At 57.2% G+C, this 17,616-nt stretch carries 16 protein-coding genes; 6 read left to right on the forward strand and 10 right to left on the reverse strand.

The features are described from left to right. Window positions 1–4: 4 nt before the first annotated feature. From ACZZ0D_RS15645 to ACZZ0D_RS15660, 4 genes are all read left to right on the forward strand, one after another. A complete protein-coding gene (locus ACZZ0D_RS15645; protein WP_178124209.1) occupies window positions 5–841 on the forward strand; it encodes an ABC transporter permease in 837 nt (278 codons plus the stop codon). Further along, window positions 828–1,628 (forward strand): ABC transporter permease, encoded by an 801-nt coding sequence (locus ACZZ0D_RS15650; protein WP_008083711.1) that lies wholly within the window; start codon window positions 828–830, stop codon window positions 1,626–1,628. The genes ACZZ0D_RS15645 and ACZZ0D_RS15650 overlap by 14 nt, the downstream gene beginning before the upstream one ends. Next, window positions 1,625–2,614 carry an ABC transporter ATP-binding protein gene (locus ACZZ0D_RS15655; protein WP_159814905.1) on the forward strand — a complete coding sequence of 330 codons (990 nt, stop codon included), beginning with the start codon at window positions 1,625–1,627 and terminating at the stop codon, window positions 2,612–2,614. The genes ACZZ0D_RS15650 and ACZZ0D_RS15655 overlap by 4 nt, the downstream gene beginning before the upstream one ends. Window positions 2,615–2,725: 111 nt before the next feature. Beyond that, window positions 2,726–3,379, forward strand: a complete 654-nt coding sequence (locus ACZZ0D_RS15660) for an HAD family hydrolase (RefSeq protein WP_053118621.1) — start codon at window positions 2,726–2,728, stop codon at window positions 3,377–3,379. Between the two features lie 97 nt (window positions 3,380–3,476). On the opposite strand, the gene ACZZ0D_RS15665 is transcribed toward ACZZ0D_RS15660, so the two are convergent. Continuing rightward, window positions 3,477–4,439, reverse strand: a complete 963-nt coding sequence (locus ACZZ0D_RS15665; RefSeq protein ID WP_463553723.1) for a zinc-binding dehydrogenase — start codon at window positions 4,437–4,439, stop codon at window positions 3,477–3,479. 138 nt (window positions 4,440–4,577) lie between these two features. Here ACZZ0D_RS15665 and ACZZ0D_RS15670 point away from each other — a divergent pair, with 138 nt between their 5' ends. Together ACZZ0D_RS15670 and ACZZ0D_RS15675 are read left to right on the forward strand one after the other, a co-directional pair. Continuing rightward, on the forward strand, window positions 4,578–6,662 hold the full coding sequence (locus ACZZ0D_RS15670) for a carboxy terminal-processing peptidase (protein ID WP_212544292.1): 2,085 nt from the start codon (window positions 4,578–4,580) through the stop codon (window positions 6,660–6,662). 130 nt (window positions 6,663–6,792) lie between these two features. Then, window positions 6,793–8,583, forward strand: a complete 1,791-nt coding sequence (locus ACZZ0D_RS15675; RefSeq protein ID WP_463553724.1) for a bifunctional diguanylate cyclase/phosphodiesterase — start codon at window positions 6,793–6,795, stop codon at window positions 8,581–8,583. An 88-nt stretch (window positions 8,584–8,671) separates the two neighbouring features. On the opposite strand, the gene ACZZ0D_RS15680 is transcribed toward ACZZ0D_RS15675, so the two are convergent. The 9 genes from ACZZ0D_RS15680 to ACZZ0D_RS15720 all read right to left on the reverse strand — a co-directional run bounded on the left by ACZZ0D_RS15680 (window position 8,672) and on the right by ACZZ0D_RS15720 (window position 17,507). Further along, window positions 8,672–9,088: a hypothetical protein gene (locus ACZZ0D_RS15680; RefSeq protein WP_463553725.1), complete on the reverse strand. Its 417-nt coding sequence runs from the start codon at window positions 9,086–9,088 to the stop codon at window positions 8,672–8,674. Continuing rightward, window positions 9,088–9,540, reverse strand: a complete 453-nt coding sequence (locus ACZZ0D_RS15685; protein WP_463553726.1) for a hypothetical protein — start codon at window positions 9,538–9,540, stop codon at window positions 9,088–9,090. Before ACZZ0D_RS15685 ends, ACZZ0D_RS15680 begins: the two co-directional genes overlap by 1 nt. A gap of 72 nt (window positions 9,541–9,612) precedes the next feature. Then, the gene (locus tag ACZZ0D_RS15690) at window positions 9,613–9,927 is read right to left on the reverse strand and encodes a contact-dependent growth inhibition system immunity protein (protein WP_463553727.1); all 315 of its coding nucleotides are present in this window, start codon (window positions 9,925–9,927) and stop codon (window positions 9,613–9,615) included. Further along, window positions 9,917–14,575, reverse strand: a complete 4,659-nt coding sequence (locus ACZZ0D_RS15695; RefSeq protein WP_463553728.1) for an RHS repeat-associated core domain-containing protein — start codon at window positions 14,573–14,575, stop codon at window positions 9,917–9,919. Before ACZZ0D_RS15695 ends, ACZZ0D_RS15690 begins: the two co-directional genes overlap by 11 nt. A gap of 233 nt (window positions 14,576–14,808) precedes the next feature. Then, window positions 14,809–15,216: a tetratricopeptide repeat protein gene (locus ACZZ0D_RS15700; RefSeq protein ID WP_463553729.1), complete on the reverse strand. Its 408-nt coding sequence runs from the start codon at window positions 15,214–15,216 to the stop codon at window positions 14,809–14,811. Then, complete coding sequence (locus ACZZ0D_RS15705) at window positions 15,217–15,588, reverse strand: hypothetical protein (protein WP_003223109.1); 372 nt, start codon at window positions 15,586–15,588, stop codon at window positions 15,217–15,219. Next, window positions 15,585–15,926: a helix-turn-helix domain-containing protein gene (locus ACZZ0D_RS15710; RefSeq protein WP_053118605.1), complete on the reverse strand. Its 342-nt coding sequence runs from the start codon at window positions 15,924–15,926 to the stop codon at window positions 15,585–15,587. Before ACZZ0D_RS15710 ends, ACZZ0D_RS15705 begins: the two co-directional genes overlap by 4 nt. 112 nt (window positions 15,927–16,038) lie before the next feature. Next, on the reverse strand, window positions 16,039–16,494 hold the full coding sequence (locus ACZZ0D_RS15715; RefSeq protein WP_053118602.1) for a YkvA family protein: 456 nt from the start codon (window positions 16,492–16,494) through the stop codon (window positions 16,039–16,041). 293 nt (window positions 16,495–16,787) lie between these two features. Further along, a complete protein-coding gene (locus ACZZ0D_RS15720; RefSeq protein ID WP_053118601.1) occupies window positions 16,788–17,507 on the reverse strand; it encodes an FKBP-type peptidyl-prolyl cis-trans isomerase in 720 nt (239 codons plus the stop codon). Window positions 17,508–17,616: the final 109 nt, after the last annotated feature.

The following is a 17,616-nucleotide window of genomic DNA, read 5'->3' on the forward strand; positions in this document are numbered from 1 at the left end:
TGCCATGACTCGCGGCAAATGGCTGGCGGCACTGTGCCTGGTGCCCTTCGCGCTGTTCTTTATCGTCTTCGAAATCGCCCCGCTGGTCTGGGTAATGATCAACAGCCTGCAATCGGAAGAGTTCGGTTGGGGCATCGAAAACTTCACCAAGATCTTCAGTTCGAAGTTCTACTTGCAGGCGATCCAGTACAGCCTGGAAATCAGTTTCTGGTCGAGTGTGTTCGGCATCATCATTGCCGTGCTCGGTGCGTATTCCCTGCGCCGCGTTGATTCAAAACTGCGCAACTTCGTGAATGCCTTCGCCAACATGACCAGCAACTTTGCCGGCGTGCCGTTGGCGTTCGCCTTCATCATCCTGCTCGGTTTCAACGGCAGCATCACCATCATGCTCAAGCAGGCCGGGATCATTCAGGATTTCAACCTGTACTCGAAAACCGGCTTGATCATCCTCTACACCTATTTCCAGATTCCCCTCGGCGTGCTGCTGCTCTACCCGGCCTTCGACGCCTTGCGCGAAGACTGGCGCGAATCCGCAGCGTTGCTCGGCGCCAACGGCTGGCAGTTCTGGCGGCACATCGGTTTGCCAGTGCTGACACCTGCTTTGCTCGGTACGTTTGTGATTCTGCTGGCCAACGCCCTCGGCGCCTACGCCACGGTGTATGCACTGACGACGGGCAACTTCAACGTCCTGCCGATCCGGATTGCAGCGATGGTCTCCGGCGACATTTCCCTCGACCCGAATCTGGCCAGCGCTCTGGCCGTGGTGCTGGTGGCGCTGATGACCATCGTCACCGTCGTGCATCAACTGCTGTTGAAGAGGAGCTACCATGTCTCGCGCTGAATCCGGCCCGGCCGGCCTCTACCACCGCGTCGTGGTTTATCTGCTGTTTGCGATCCTCTTGCTGCCGCTGGCAGGCACGCTGGTCTACTCGATCGCCAGCAGTTGGTCGGCGACCATTTTGCCCAGCGGTTTCACTTTCAAGTGGTACATCCAGTTGTGGAGCGACCCGCGCTTCCTTCACGCGTTCGGCCAGTCATTGCTGGTCTGCGTCGGCGCGCTGGTGCTGTCAGTGGTGTTGATTCTGCCGCTGCTGTTCGTCGTGCATTACCACTTTCCGAAACTCGATGCGCTGATGAACATCCTGATCCTGCTGCCCTTCGCGGTGCCGCCGGTGGTGTCGTCGGTGGGCCTGTTGCAGCTCTACGGTTCCGGGCCGATGGCGATGGTCGGCACGCCGTGGATTCTGATCGGCTGCTACTTCACCGTGGCCCTGCCGTTCATGTACCGCGCGATCACCAACAACCTGCAAGCGATCAACCTGCGCGACCTGATGGACGCCGCGCAACTGCTCGGCGCCAGCACCTTTCAGGCAGCGATTCTGGTGGTGCTGCCCAACTTGCGCAAAGGCCTGATGGTCGCGTTGCTGCTGTCGTTCTCGTTCCTGTTCGGTGAGTTCGTTTTCGCCAACATCCTCGTCGGCACGCGCTACGAAACCTTGCAGGTTTATCTGAACAACATGCGCAACAGCAGCGGCCACTTCACCAGTGCGCTGGTCATCTCGTATTTCTTTTTCGTGCTGGTCCTGACCTGGATCGCCAACATCTTGAACAAGGACAAAAGCGAATGAGCTATGTCAGCGTCCAACACCTGCAGAAAAATTACGCGGGCACCCCGGTGTTCAGCGACATTAACTGCGAGATCAACAAAGGCGAATTCGTCACCCTGCTCGGCCCGTCCGGTTGCGGCAAATCTACGCTGCTGCGCTGCATCGCCGGCCTGACGCCTGTCGATGGCGGCCAGATCCTGCTGGATGGCGTCGACATTGTGCCGCTGACACCGCAAAAACGCGGGATCGGCATGGTCTTCCAGAGCTACGCGCTGTTCCCCAACATGACCGTCGAGCAGAACGTCGCATTCGGTTTGCGCATGCAAAAGGTCAACGCCGACGACAGCCATAAACGCGTGTCGGAAGTTTTGAAACTGGTTGAACTCAACGACTTCGCCAGCCGCTACCCGCATCAACTTTCCGGTGGCCAATGCCAGCGTGTCGCCCTCGCCCGTTCGCTGGTCACGCGCCCACGTTTGTTGCTATTGGATGAACCGCTGTCGGCCCTCGATGCACGAATTCGCAAACACCTGCGCGAACAGATCCGTCAGATCCAGCGCGAACTCGGCCTGACCACGATCTTCGTCACACACGATCAGGAAGAAGCGCTGACCATGTCTGATCGCATTTTCCTGATGAATCAGGGAAAAATCGTACAGAGCGGCGACGCCGAAACCTTGTACACCGCGCCAGTCGACGTGTTCGCCGCAGGCTTTATCGGCAACTACAACCTGCTCGACGCCGAAGCCGCCTCAAAGCTGTTGCAGCGCCCGATCAACCATCGCATCGCCATTCGCCCGGAAGCCATCGAACTGAGCCTCAACGGCGAACTCGACGCGCAGATCCGCAGCCACAGCCTGCTCGGCAATGTCATTCGCTATCGCATCGAAGCGCGCGGCGTGGAATTGGTGGTGGATGTGCTCAATCGCTCGGCGGCTGATCTGCATCCCGATGGTCAGCGTCTGGCGCTTTCCATCGATCCGACGGCCCTGTGTGAAGTCGCTTAAAAGCAGCTGCACGCTTCGAGCTACAAGCTTCAAGTTGTAGACTGCGGCGCAGCTGATTCCAATTCTTGCAGCTCGACGCTTGTAGCTCGCAGCTGTTCTCGGAGAGAACTGATGGCCCTGGCAATTTTTGATCTGGACGAAACGTTGATCCACGGCGACTGCGCCACCCTCTGGAGCGAACAAATGGGGCGCCTGGGCTGGGTCGATCCCGAGTCGTTCATGCGCAAGAACAACGAACTGATGGACGCCTACAGCCATGGCAAATTACGCATGGAAGAGTACATGGCGTTCAGCCTCGAACCGCTGATCGGCCGTACGCCTGAAGAAGTCGAGCACCTGGTCGGGCCGTGGGTTGAAGACTTTATCGAACCGATCATCTTCAGCGACGCGACCAAAACCATCGCCGCGCACCGCAAGGCCGGCGACCGGATTCTGGTGATCTCGGCGTCGGGCACGCACCTGGTCAGACCGATTGCCGATCGACTCGGCATCGACGAGATTCTGGGGATTGAACTGGAAGTCGCACACGGCGTTTACAGCGGCCAAACCGTGGGCACGTTGACCTACCGTGAAGGCAAGATCACTCGCTTGCTGGAGTGGCTGGATGCTGAAGAAGAGAACCTCGAAGGCGCAAGTTTCTATTCCGACTCACGCAATGACCTGCCGTTGCTGCTGAAAGTGGATTTCCCGCACGTAGTGAATCCTGATCCCGTACTGCTTGAGCACGCCGAAAAAGCCGGCTGGCCCATCCATCTCTGGAAATAAAAGCAAAAGATCGCAGCCTTCGGCAGCTCCTACATTTGGAATGCAATCCCCCTGTAGGAGCTGCCGAAGGCTGCGATCTTTTGACGTTGCTCTGATCTCAGCTCAAACTTTCGTCAATCACCAACACCAGTTTCCCCGCCACCGTATTACTCGCCAGCTCGGCAAACGCCGCCTCGGCATCCTTCACCGCAAACGCCTTGGCCAACTGCGGACTCAATCGCCCCTCAGCAAACAATGGCCACACCTGTTGGCCCAGATCACTCAACAGATCCGCCTTGAACTGATCATCACGGCTACGCAACGTCGAGCCCAGCAACTGCACGCGCTTACCCAACACCTGCGCCAGATCCAGTTTCGCCTCGCGGCCACCCATCAAACCGATCAGCACCCAACGCCCGTCCAGCGCCATCAGCTTCAGATTCAGCGCCGAATAATTACCGCCCACCGGATCGAGAATCACATCGAACGGCCCGAAGTCGCGCAGGCTCTCCAGATCGTCAGTGCGCAGCACCCCGCCCTGAGCCCCCAGCGCCTCGCAATAAGCCAAACGCTCGGCTGCACCGACGCTGACCCAGCACGGATTGCCAAACGCCTTGCACAGCTGAATGGCGGCTGAACCGATTCCACTTGCCCCGGCGTGCAAGAGAACTTTCTCACCCGGTTTGAGCGCCGCAAGTTGAAACACATTCAGCCAGACTGTTGCGTAAACCTCGGGCAATGCCGCCGCTTCAATCAACGAAACGCCTTCGGGAACCGGCAGCACGTGCCGCCCGTCAACCACCACTTCTTCGGCCATGCCGCCCCCGGCCAGCAAGGCGCAGACCCGGTCGCCGACCTGCCACGAACTGCCCGCACCGACCTCGCTGATCACCCCGGAACACTCCAGACCGAGCACCTCGCTCGCCCCCGGTGGTGGCGGATAGAGACCAGCTTTCTGTAATAAATCGGCGCGATTGAGGCCGGCTGCCGCCACTCGAATGCGAACTTGTCCTACATCACATGTAGGACTCGGGGTCTCAACCCACGCCACTTGACCTTCCACGCCTTGCAATGCCTTCACAGTGCCTCCATAGTGAGTCTGGACTGAGCCCGAAGCTGTAGCGCCGGGCTTTTTGCATTATGCGACCGGCTCTCGTAGAACCGGCGACTTCAAAGACGGCCTAATATGCGTTATCAATTGTCCCCGCGTCGAATCAGCATGAAGCATCTGCTCCCAAGCACCGCCCTCGCTCTATTCATCGGTATCGGTATTTTGCCGATGTCGGGCAATACCTTCGCTGCCAACAGCTGGGACAAATTGCAGCCTGATCGCGATGAAGTCATCGCCAGTCTGAACGTCGTCGAGTTGCTCAAGCGTCACCACTACAGCAAGCCGCCGCTCGACGATGCGCGCTCGGTGATCATCTACGACAGCTACATCAAGCTGCTGGATCCGTCGCGCAGCTATTTCATGGCCAGCGACATCGCCGAATTCGACAAGTGGAAGACGCAGTTCGACGACTTCCTCAAAAGCGGCGACCTCAACGCCGGCTTCACCATCTACAAGCGCTATCTGGATCGCGTCAAATCGCGTCTGGACTTCGCCATCGCCGAGCTGAACAAAGGCGTCGACAAGATGGACTTCAACACCAAGGAAACCTTGCTGATCGATCGCAAGGACGCTCCTTGGCTGAAATCCACTGCAGAACTTGATGACCTGTGGCGCAAACGCGTCAAGGACGAAGTCCTGCGCCAGAAGATCGCCGGCAAAGATCCGAAGCAGATTCAGGAAACCCTGACCAAGCGCTACAAGAACCAGTTGGCGCGTCTGGATCAGACCCGTCCGGAAGACATCTTCCAGGCGTACATCAACACCTTCGCCATGTCGTACGACCCGCACACCAACTATCTGTCGCCGGATAACGCGGAAAACTTCGACATCAACATGAGCCTGTCCCTCGAGGGTATCGGCGCCGTGTTGCAGAGCGACAACGACCAGGTGAAAGTCGTGCGTCTGGTGCCGGCAGGCCCGGCCGACAAGACCAAGCAAGTCGCCCCGGCGGACAAGATCATCGGCGTTGCCCAAGGCAACAAAGAGATGGTCGACGTGGTTGGCTGGCGTCTGGACGAAGTGGTCAAACTGATTCGTGGCCCGAAAGGCACCGTCGTGCGTCTGGAAGTGATTCCGGCGAGCAATGCGCCGAACGACCAGACCACCAAGATCGTGCCGATCACCCGTGAAGCGGTGAAGCTCGAAGACCAGGCGGTGAAGAAGTCCATCCTCAACCTGAAACAGGACGGTAAGGACTACAAGCTCGGCGTCATCGAGATTCCGGCCTTCTACCTCGACTTCAAAGCGTTCCGCGCCGGTGATCCGGACTACAAGAGCACCACCCGCGACGTTAAAAAACTGCTGACTGAACTGCAGAAAGAAAAAGTCGACGGTGTGGTCATCGACCTGCGCAACAACGGCGGCGGCTCCCTGCAGGAAGCCACCGAGCTGACCAGTCTGTTCATCGACAAAGGCCCGACCGTACTGGTGCGTAATGCCGATGGCCGTGTCGACGTGCTCGAAGATGAAAACCCGGGCGCGTTCTACAAAGGCCCGATGGCGCTGCTGGTCAACCGCTTGTCCGCCTCGGCTTCGGAGATTTTCGCCGGCGCCATGCAGGACTACCATCGCGCGCTGATCATCGGTGGCCAGACCTTCGGTAAAGGCACCGTGCAGACCATTCAGCCGCTGAACCATGGCGAACTGAAACTGACCCTGGCCAAGTTCTACCGGGTCTCCGGTCAGAGCACCCAGCATCAGGGCGTGCTGCCGGACATCGACTACCCGTCGCTGATCGACACCAAGGAAATTGGCGAAAGCGCTCTGCCGGAAGCCATGCCGTGGGACACCATCCGCGCGGCCATCAAACCGGCGGCCGATCCGTTCAAACCGTATCTGGCTCAGCTCAAATCCGAGCATGACGCCCGCACGGCGAAAGACGCGGAGTTCGTGTTCATCCGTGACAAGCTGGCACTCGCGCAGAAACTGATGGAAGAAAAAACCGTCAGCCTCAATGAAGCCGAGCGTCGCGCGCAACACACCGACATCGACGCCAAGCAACTGGCGATGGAAAACATCCGTCGCAAAGCCAAAGGCGAAGAGCCGCTCAAAGAGCTGAAGAAAGAAGACGACGACGCCCTCACGGCCGCCGAGCCGGACAAGGTCAAACCAGAAGACGATGCCTACCTGAGCGAAACCGGGCGCGTGCTGCTGGATTACCTGAAGCTGAGCAATCAGGTGGCGAAGAAGTAAGTGATGGCAATTTAATGCTGACGATCCCCGGATCGTCATCAAACAGTCATCATTCTGTCGTGCAATAAAGGACTGGGAGCCACTCTCCAACGAGAGCGCTCCCAGTCCTTTTTTATCGCCAGAGATTGCCATGACCACGACCGAACAGCTGAGTGCCTTGAGCTCGATCCTGACTCAAAGCGGATTGCACAGCCTGTTCCAGCCGATCATCTGCCTCTCCGAGCGCCGCATTCTCGGCTACGAAGCGCTGACACGCGGCCCGTCCAACAGCCCTCTTCACTCGCCGATTGCCTTGTTCGCCGTGGCGCGACAGGCCGGACGTTTGAGTGAGCTGGAAATCGCCTGCCGCCAAAGCGCTTGCCGTCGTTTCAATGAACAGCAACTGTCGGGCAAACTGTTTCTCAACGTCTCGCCCGAGTCATTACTCGAAGCAGCGCATCAACCGGGACGCACACTGCAACTACTGCAGGACTTCGGCATTCCACCCAGCCAGGTCGTCATTGAACTGACCGAACAAACACCCATCGACGACTTCCAGCTGCTGCAAACCGCACTGCATCACTACCGCGCGATGGGCTTCTCCATCGCGCTGGATGATCTTGGCGCCGGTTATTCGAGCCTGCGCCTGTGGTCGGAGCTGCGCCCGGATTACGTGAAGATCGATCGGCACTTCATCGACGGCATTCATCAGGATGCGCTGAAACGCGAATTCGTCGGCTCGATCCTGCAAATCGCCAAAGCCTCCCGCGCGCAAGTCATCGCCGAAGGCATCGAACTGCCGGAAGAACTCGCGGTGCTCACCGAAATGGGCGTCGACCTGGTGCAAGGCTATTTGCTCGGCCGCCCACAAGAACACCCACCGCGCGACGCCCGCACGTTGATGCCCAAACACGACAGCAACAGCGTTGCGCTGAACGACGAAGGCAGCGACCTCAGCGCACTGCTCAACGACCAACCCGCCGTAGCGCGTGACACACCGACCGCCACCGTGCTGGAAGCCTTCCGCCGCCAGGCCAACCTCAACTCACTGGCCGTGCTCGATGAACAGGGTCAGCCGTGTGGCATCGTCCATCGACATTCCTTATCGGATGCGCTGCTCAAACCGTTTGCCACTGACTTGTTTGCGCGTAAACCGATTAGCCGATTGATGAATGACGACTTTCTCGCGGTGGAAATGAGTCAGTCGTTGCAGCAAGTGAGCCGCCTCATCACCAGCCGCGCCCGTCAGCGGATCGAAGAAGATTTCATCATCACCCTCAACGGCAGCTACCTCGGTCTCGGCCGGGTGATCGACGTGCTCAAACTCATCACCGAACTGAAAATCCAACAGGCACGCTACGCCAACCCGCTGACCTTGCTGCCTGGCAATGTGCCGATTCAGCAGTGCCTCACCCGCTTGCTGCAACAGGGTCGAGAATCAGTCATCTGCTACGTCGACATCGACAGCTTCAAACCCTTCAACGATATCTACGGGTACGGACGCGGAGACGAAGTGTTGTTGTGTTTGGCTCAATGCCTGAATGAACGCGTCGACCCCACCCGAGATTTCGTTGGCCACATTGGTGGCGACGACTTCCTATTAGTCCTCGGCCCTGAAGACTGGCGCAAGCGACTCAATCAACTGCTCGACGACTTCCAAAGCCAATGCCGCCGCTTCTATCGCCCCGAACACCTTGAAGCAGGCTGCTTCATCGCGCCGAATCGCCAAGGCGTGCGGCAGGAGTTTCCGCTGTTGTCGCTATCCATTGGCGTCGTGCATCTACACCCCGAGGCCTGCGCACAGCTTGATGCCAGTCAGCTTGCGGAAATGGCTTCGCAAGCGAAGCATCATGCGAAGAATGTTCCGGGGTATAGCGTGCATTTGATTGATAGCCTGTTACCACAGCCACCTGCAGAAGCACTTACACTCGGACATCGGTGATTCGACATAACCGAATTCGTGCAACCAGCATCTTCACCCTATGAATGCCCCCAAAACTTACAAAATTGCAGCGAGCACCAAGTCGCGGTTACCAAGTTGATGAGTCTTCCTGGATGGCTTTGTAAAGCTCGTCCATCCATGCTTCGGACAACTGAAAATACATGCTTTCGAAAAATGCCTTTGGATCACTCATCTCATCCCAGCCGTCTGGTAGCAAGGAGTGAGAGTATGGATCATGCTCCAGCACCTCTTGAAAGACATCACCGCTTTCTTCAAGCGCCTCTCCCAACACAGCAAACAAAACGAACTTATGACGATAGCTCAGTTTTGAAAACCGCTTGATTACGTACCTGGATATTAAAATACTCCTGTCTGATGGATTTTCAGGATCGTACGCAGACAGCGTCTCCCCCAAGCTTTCTTCGCGATCATACGTATCAAACCCACCGAGAAAGTGAGACAACCTTGGACGATAAGGAATATCAAGATAAGGATGCATCAACATTATGCTTTCTCTATCGGATAAAGAGCCCAAGGCTCCTGCGTCTCGAAATCAAATCTCATTTCAAAACCATACATTTCAGAGATGTAGCGTGGATCAGATGGATCTGCGGGATTTGGCTCATATCCTTCACCAATATTTTCAGTCTCCATTCGCACTACCAGATTTCCCATACTGTCCTCTCCCGTGAAGCAAGGCATTTTTCTGGACTCTCTCGTCATCGCCTCGTTATATGCATTCATTTGTGCTCTGTGACTCAAAAAGCGAGAACTATGAACTCCTCGGAATTTTTTAACTTTAGCAACAGGCCCCTCATTTAATGCTCGCTCATGGCTAGCTGACTCTTCAACTTCCTGAAACTGAAGCTTCGACCTTTGCATCACAAACAAGCCTATACCTTTACAACAAAACAAAATCCTTGATAACAAACCAACTTTACGACTCTGCTCAACCACAATTACCCACTCCTCTTAAAGCCACTTTCTTATTCAATGAATTACAAATAACACTAACAACCCTAGAAACACTTAAATATCATTATGCGAAGCCTCACTAAACAGTACAGAAATGTGCTTCAACCACGAATTTCCGTCTTGCCACTCATTCCAATAGCAATAGCAACAACCATTTTTTTTCAGCAAAAAATCTCGAGTTTCATTTTCTGAAAATTTCATCGCCAAAAGAGAGTCGATTTCCTTTACCACCTTCTCAAGAATGCGAGATTCCGAGTCCGCTATGAAAGATTTAACGACTTCATCTGCTGAGTCAAACTCACACATCCAGTCCTCATGAAAATAGGCCCCGAGAAACTGAAACAGGCTAGGAAAATCTTCAATTGTCATTTACAAATCCCGTCAAAATAAAGTATCCAAGCGGTGAAGTTGCATCTCGCCGCAACACCAATCTAATGCTAGACAAAGGCTCCAACCTTCCGCTCTGCCTCACTACACCCACCCCTGCAGGAGCTGACACCTGTTCATTAATTACAAGTTTTCTTGCATTACCCTGCACAAAATTATCAATTGTCACCTTATTGTTTCTAATAACATTCGAGAGTGCAGCTTCAGCTTCTGACCTATTTAGAAATGTTGATGCAATAGGTATGTTCGGCTCGGCCACTAGCCTAGCTCTGAGTTGAGCCTCCGATCTATCTACATGTCTCGCAATAGCATGTCCACCGCGAGTCTCATGGGCTTCTAATCCTCCACCTGGAACAATTTCGCTATAAGGTCCATCAGCAGGAATGCCTCCGGGGCAGCTACAACTCAACCCCAACGGATCCACCCACCCCGTGGGATTCGGCGTGTACTGGTACTGATTCAACCCACCCGCGAGCTTCACCGGATCCGGCGTCAGATACCGCCCCAACCTCGGGTCGTAATAACGATGTCGGTTGTAGTGCAGCCCACTCTCCGTATCGAAATACTGCCCCTGAAACCGCAGCGGCTGATCCAGATACTCTTCAGCCGCCAACGTCACCGCTGCGACTTTTCCATAGGCGTCGTACTGCGCCGACCAAACGATTTCCCCGCTGTAATCGGTCAGTTCCAGTGGCGTGCCGAGGTGGTCGTTCTGGTAGTAAAACGGGCAGGCTTTTTTCGGGCCTTTGCCGTCGAGCAGTGCTAACGGACGGAAGGTGCCGGGTTCGTAGACGTAGCTGCGGTATTCGCTCTGGCTGCTTTCGGCGACGAGGTTGTCGCCTTGCCAGAAGAATTCGGTGGTGGCGCCGTCGACGGTTTTGCTGATGCGTCTGCCGAAGGCGTCGTAACGGTAAGACGCGGTTTTACCGTCAGGGCGAGTCAGGCCGATCAGGCGGTGCTGGCAGTCGTAGTGGTATTCGGTGACGAGTTTGTGCGCGGTGCCGCGACTTTCGCGGATCAGGTTGCCGAAGGCGTCGTAGTCGTAATGGCGGTCGCCCTGCATCAACAGGCGGTTGCCTGTGATCTGGCTCGGGCCGGGGCGATCCTGCATGAGCAGGTTGCCGGCCGGGTCGTGGGCGTAGGTTTCCGGGAGTTCGTCGCGGGAGTGGCGGACGAGGGTCAGTCGGTCGAGGGCGTCGTAGTAATAGCTGCGCTGACCGTGGCGGCTATCGGCGATGCTCGCCAGGTTGCCGTTGACCGCGTAGCTGTAGTGGCGCAGGTACAGTGGGCTGGATTGTTGATTGACGGCGTGGGCCTGAAGGCGGCCCTGTTCGTCGTAGTGATAGTGGCTGTGCAGCAAACCTTGCTGACGGGTTTGCTCGCGACCGAATTCAAACTGATGGGTGGTCAGGCGTGCGCCGTTGAGGTCGATCGCGGTCAGCGCGCCGCCCTTGGCATGGTGGTAATCGAGTTTGCTGTTGTCCGGCAGACGCATGCGCTTGAGCTGGCCGCAAGCGTCGTAGGCATAGCGCAGAGTGCCCCAGCCTTGGTGCTCGGTGATCAGCCGATCCTGTCGGTCGTATTCGAAGGCCAGCGGATGGTTCTGGCCATTATCGACACCGATCAAGCGACCGAGACTGTCGTACTGGTAGCTGACCTTCACTCCGTCCGGCAGGGTTTTAACCAGCAGACGCCCAGCGCCATCGCGTTCGTATGCGGTGACTAAACGTGAGTCGTCATCGCCAAACTCGGTCTTTTCCAGCAGGTGACCGTTGAGGTCATACACGTAAGCGGTACGGCGCCCATCGAAACCGGTTTCCTGTCGGATCAATCCGGTCGGCGTGTAGTCCAGCCGATATTTTTCGCCGGACTCGTTCTCAATTTCCGTGAGCAACAGTTGCGCATGGTCGTAGCGATACTGAACCCGCGTGCCGTCGTGGTTAATGCGGCGGGAGACCAGATGCAGGTCATCGTCGTATTCATACCGGGTGACATGCCCCAGCTCATCACGCTCGGCGGTGACTTGCCCGTAAGCGCCGTAGCTATAAGCACGCGTGGCGCCCGTAGGAAAAGTCGTCTGAACCAGTCGGCCAACGGCGTCCCACTGCTGTCGCGTAACGGCGCCATGTTGATCAACCGTGGTCGTCCGCCGTCCCAAAGCATCGTAGGAAAAACGCCGTACGCCACCCTCAGGCAACGTCTCTTCAACCAGTTGGCCAAGATCATTCCACGCCAGCAAATGCCGACTAGTGTCCGGATACCGGATCGACACCAGTTGCCCACGCACGCTGTAGTAGTAATGAGTCACCTGCCCGTCAGGATCGACGGCCTCGGTGATGTCGCCCTCGGCATTGCGCCGATAAATCCAAACCGCATCGCCACGCGAACGCCGATGCAGGAAACCGTTGCGATACTCGTAGGAAGTCGGCGCATCCGCCGCAGGAATCAGCGCGATCAGTCGTCCAACATCGTCATAGCGGTACTCGGTGACAGACCCCAAAGCATCCTGTTCTGCGATCAACCGTCCCTGATCGTCGTACGCCTTGAGTTGCTCACCGCCATCGGCCTCAACCTTGCGCACCAGTCGCGCACGGTCATCGTGGACATAAACCTCTTCGGTGCCATCGACGTAATGCACCGCCACACTGCCGTCGTCATCCCAGACATACCGCGTGTCCATCTGCGAAAACGAAGCCCAATGCCTTACGCAACGCGCAGCCTTGCCAGCCCGCTCCCATTCCCAGAAAAAACTCGCGCCACCGGTCAGCTGTCGCTGCAGGATGACGTGCGCATCGTCGTAGTCGTAGCGCTCGCTTTCACCTGCGGCATTGGTCGCCGCGAGCAAACGCTGACGCGCGTCATAGCAATAACTGACGAGGGTTTGCTCGGTACGCCACGCCTCTTCAAGGCAATCGGCTGGATGAAAACTCTGATAGTCGATCGCGATCAGTTGTGCACGGTCGTAACGCAACTGCAGCGCCCGCCCCGCGCCATTGTCGAGACGACTGATGCGATCCTGACGATCGCGGCTGATGCGTAAACGGTTGTCGTACGCATCGCTGATCGCTGTCAGACGCCCGGCACGAAAGTGATAAAACCGCGCCGTTTCCCCGGCCAGCGCAACAATCAGCTCCTCCGGCTCATCCCCAAGAAAAATCGCCGCCCGCGACAGGCTGTTGTGAATCGCCGGCCGCTCAACACTCGGCAGCGGAAACGTCGTGCGCCTATTCTCGTGATCGACCCAAACAACCGAGTCGCCATCAAATTCCAGCCGATGCGCCAGCGAATGGCTCCAGCCGAACCCCAGCCCGACATCGATTTCCACGGCACTGGTGCGATACAACCGAGTGAATTCAAACGGCAACACGCCGTCGAGCACAGCATCCGTCAGCGTCAGCAGTTCCTCGCCAGTGACCATCGATACCGGACAGCCGTTGGTGCAGGTACGCGGTACACAATCAGCGCTGTCCCCGTTGGGATTTTTCGCCTGATCCGGAGCGTCATCGTGGTGCTCGTCTTTCTTCAGCAAGGCGTTGCGCTTGGCGTCCCAACGCAACTGCATCCGGCCTTTTTTCACCCCGGCGGCAATCCCGCGTGCAGCGACTTTTTTGTATTTGTCGACGTACTTGATGAAGCCTTCGACGATGGCAAACATCGCCTTCAGCAACCGCGTCAACGCTGACAACAACTGCGCGGCGCGGTCAGCCAGACGCAGCGTCAGATAAGCGATGCCGGCACCCGCACCGACAAACGTCAGCACGACGCCGATCAGCACATCGATCAGCACCTGCACGATCATCATTGACGCCGCTTCGGCGGTTTTGCCGGCGATTTCGCTGGGCGGCAGCATCTCCAGCCAAAGGCTGGCGGTACGCAGCAGCAAACACAGCGCCGCTTCATCGCTCATCAGCAGTTGCAGCTTTTCCATGACATCGGGAGCCGTCTCCGCCAGCTCCTTTAACTGCGTGGCCCCAGCCCCCAACCGCTCGGCAAAGGCCCCGGGATCCTTGAGAATGTCCGAGAGCAAACCGATGCTGTCCCACACTCCCTCGATCGCAGCCCAACTTCCGGCCAGCATGCCGTTGCTTGCCGATGTCGCCACCGACTGCGACCACTGCGGTTTAAAACCCTGCCACTCACCGCGCAGCCAGCCGTCGAGTTCACGGGTCAGGCCGTCGTAGGCTTTAAACAGGTCATCAACCTGGTCCGTGGTGACCTCGCTGTGCACCAGCACCCGATAGAACTTGCCCGCTGTGCCCTTGAACAAGCCTTTGCCTTGCGCATCAAGGGTTACGGGGGTGACTTCGCCACTGTCCATGGCGATCACATCGACGGTGATATTGCCGAGCGCAATGTCGTACACCGACTCGAACTTGCTCTCGATCAACATCGGCCCGTCCTTCGGGCACTGGACGACGCCGGAGAAAAACTCGTTATCGGTGCTGCTGACAACGGTGCTGTTTTCGCCGAAGCGGATGATCCGCTCCATGCCCATCAGCGACGGCAGATCCGCCGCGTGGCTGACCTTGTCCGCAGCACGGCTGGCCCAGTGCTTGAGCTGTTCGCGGTAGAGACTGAGGCTGGCGGGAAAACTGTCGAGTTCTTGCTCGATGCGAGCGATGGCGTCCATCAGCGCACGTCAGAGCGCGAATTGGACGGGTTAATCGGGTCGAACATGAGCGTTCCCTCGCGCAAAAAAATAGGCGCGGGAACTGTGCGGGGGATCAATCAGGAAAGAAGTCGGCCAAGTAGGCGATGGTTGTAGGACTAATCTGTAAACGCTTACCCACAGCTAAACAAAAGAAGCCAAAACGCAAACAGGGCGTGAGGTTTCCCTCACGCCCTGTTTATTAATGACGAGATTTACTGCCTGGAATCGCGCGAACTCAATTCTTGCAGTTTGTGCTCGGCCAATGGGTGCCCAGCCTTGGCGGCCATGCTCCACCAGCGCGCAGCCTCCTCTGGATCCGGCGCCTTGCTCGGCGTACCGGCAAGGCTGATCACGCCGACCTGATAGGCCGCTTTGCCATCGCCGGCCAGTGCCGCCAGACGCAGCAGTCGCACGCCCTCTTCACGCGCGCCCAGACCCACACCGCGAAAGGTCAGAATGTGCCCGTAAAAGCTTTGCGCGCCGACATCGCCGAGGTTGGCCATGCGCGCAAATTGCCCTTCCATCCAGCGCCAGACGGGCGGCTGGCGAACACACCACGACCAATGAAACAGCCTACGGGCCAGCCAGTAACTGGCCCGCGCCTTGAGGCGTAAAAACACTCAGGCCTCCGCCGATTCCGGGTACTCGTATTCGAACACTCTGACCACTTCGGAAGCGTGCCACGACGCGGCGGCAACTCCGTCGGACGGCCCGGAAAAACGCCCCAGACGTTCAACACATTCAAAAAAACCGGTGCGCGGTAGACGGCTCGCGCCTTGGCTGATTACTAGTGAACTGCGCAGCGGTTGCTCAGCCTTGGCATCCAGCGCGGCGAGATGTTCAAGTGCAGCGGTCAGGGTTTGCATGGCCGGTGTCGGCAGTTGCAGACGCTCAAGCAAGGCGCGATACGTCAGCAGATGACGCTGTCGGCGCGCCTGATCCAGCTCCCCCAGCAACCCGTCCCAATGTTGTCGACTGATGCGTACGCTCACGATTCATCCCTCCAACCTGGCACCGTCAATTCCCAGGCCAGGCTGCGGCGGATTGCGGCGTCGGGCGCACGCTCACCACTTTCGATCATGGCCAGATAAGACGGGCTGATGCCTACCGTGCGGGCCAGCGCCTCGATGGCGATGCCCTTCCCTTCGCGCAAACTGCGGAGTTGATCCAGACCTGGAAGAATCGGGTCTGAAGTGGCCGCGACAGGCGCTGGGGCCGGACGCGACGGTGTTTCGTTGAGACCTGCTGCTTTGAGTAACGCCTGATATTGAGCCCATGGCAGAACCGCGTATTCGGGTTCGCCATCGCGTGCAATTATCTGAATATCCATGACTACCCCGTAGGACAACAACACTTAGCGAGTCGGCACTTTTCCTTAGAAGTGTAATCCTAACAGCGGCTAAGGTCGCGGGGGCGATCTATCTATCGCAGGTCTTGGTTATTCAGGGCTTTTTCGGGCCTTCCAGTTGCAGTTGTTCAGGTGTATCGGGCAGACGTTCGGCAACCGCGAGTTTTTCCGGACGCTGACGACTGCGCCACAGGCGGAACGCGTTGAGTTCTTCGTCGAGGGTCTTCATCAGCCAGGCGAGCACGGCGATGTCATCGAGCATGCCAAAGACCGGGATAAAATCCGGAATGGCATCGACCGGACTGAGGAAGTACATCAACCCCGCCACCACCGAGACCAACGCCTTGCCACTGATTGCGCGGTACTCGCCACGCCAGTAAGCCAGGCACAGCGCCTGCAGCAAACGCAGGTCATCTTTGAGCTTGCCGAGGCGATTGCCTTGCGCGGCACCTTTGCTGGCCACGGCGAACAATAAAGTCGGCAGGCGACCACGGGCCAGCAAACGGCCAGCCAGGGGCAGGAATCGAGCGAAATTCCACGGAGCTTTCATCTATTCCTCCCGTTGAAATGTTATCCACACAAATTGTGGATAACCTTGTGAACAGAGCTGCATTTCGGCGCTGAGAGCCCCGGTTTATAAGGGCCGCGCTCAGATCGGGCGTTTTTTACTCACATAAAAAACCCCAATATTTCATTGACTTGGCGGCTCAGGGCGTCTAGCGCGGGCAGCCTCAAAGCTATGACTCCCCTGACCGGCATCGGTTCGCTCTGTTTACGCCCGCCAACCTGCAGATGCAACAACGCCCCGCTTAAGCGAGGCGTTGTTGTTGAAGCCGAAGCTGCTTACTTGGCAGCAGCAGCGTCTTCTTTGGCTGGATCCTTGATGGCCAGCAGTTCCAGGTCGAAAACCAGAACCGAGTTGGCCGGGATTGCCGGGCTTGGCGATTGCGCGCCGTAAGCCAGATCGCTAGGGATGTACAGTTTGTACTTCTCGCCAACGTGCATCAGTTGCAGACCTTCAACCCAACCCGGGATCACGCCGCTTACTGGCAGATCGATCGGGCTGCCGCGCTCGACGGAGCTGTCGAATACGGTGCCGTTGGTCAGCTTGCCGGTGTAGTGAACAGTCACTACGTCGGTCGGCTTAGGCTGTGGGCCGTCGGCCTTTTTGATGACTTCGTATTGCAGGCCGGAAGCAGTTGTTGTCACGCCTGCTTTCTTGCCGTTTTCTTCGAGGAATTTCTTGCCAGCGGTTGCCGACTCTTCGCTCATCTTGGCCATACGCTCTTCGGCACGCTTTTGCAGCGCGGCGAAAGCTTCAACCAGTTCTTCGTCTTTCAGCTTCTGTTCTTTCTTGCCGACGGCATCTTCGATGCCCTGGGCTACTGCTTTGGAGTCCAGATCATCCATGCCTTCCTGAGCCAGGCTCTTGCCCATGTTCAGGCCGATACCGTAGGAAGCTTTTTGCGCCGGGGTTTTCAGCTCTACGCTGGTTTGCGAATCACAACCCGCAAGTACCAGGCTAACCAGGGCTACCGCCGCCGCCAACCGATGCTGTTTCATGCTATTTCCTTGTTCATGCGCCGAAAGGGCAATCGAGTAAAGCCGCGAGCTTATCAGGCCGCCACGACCAATGGCTACCGGCATGAGAGCAGTAAAGCGGCGATAAGTT

Source organism: Pseudomonas sp. AC193 (assembly GCF_979258075.1).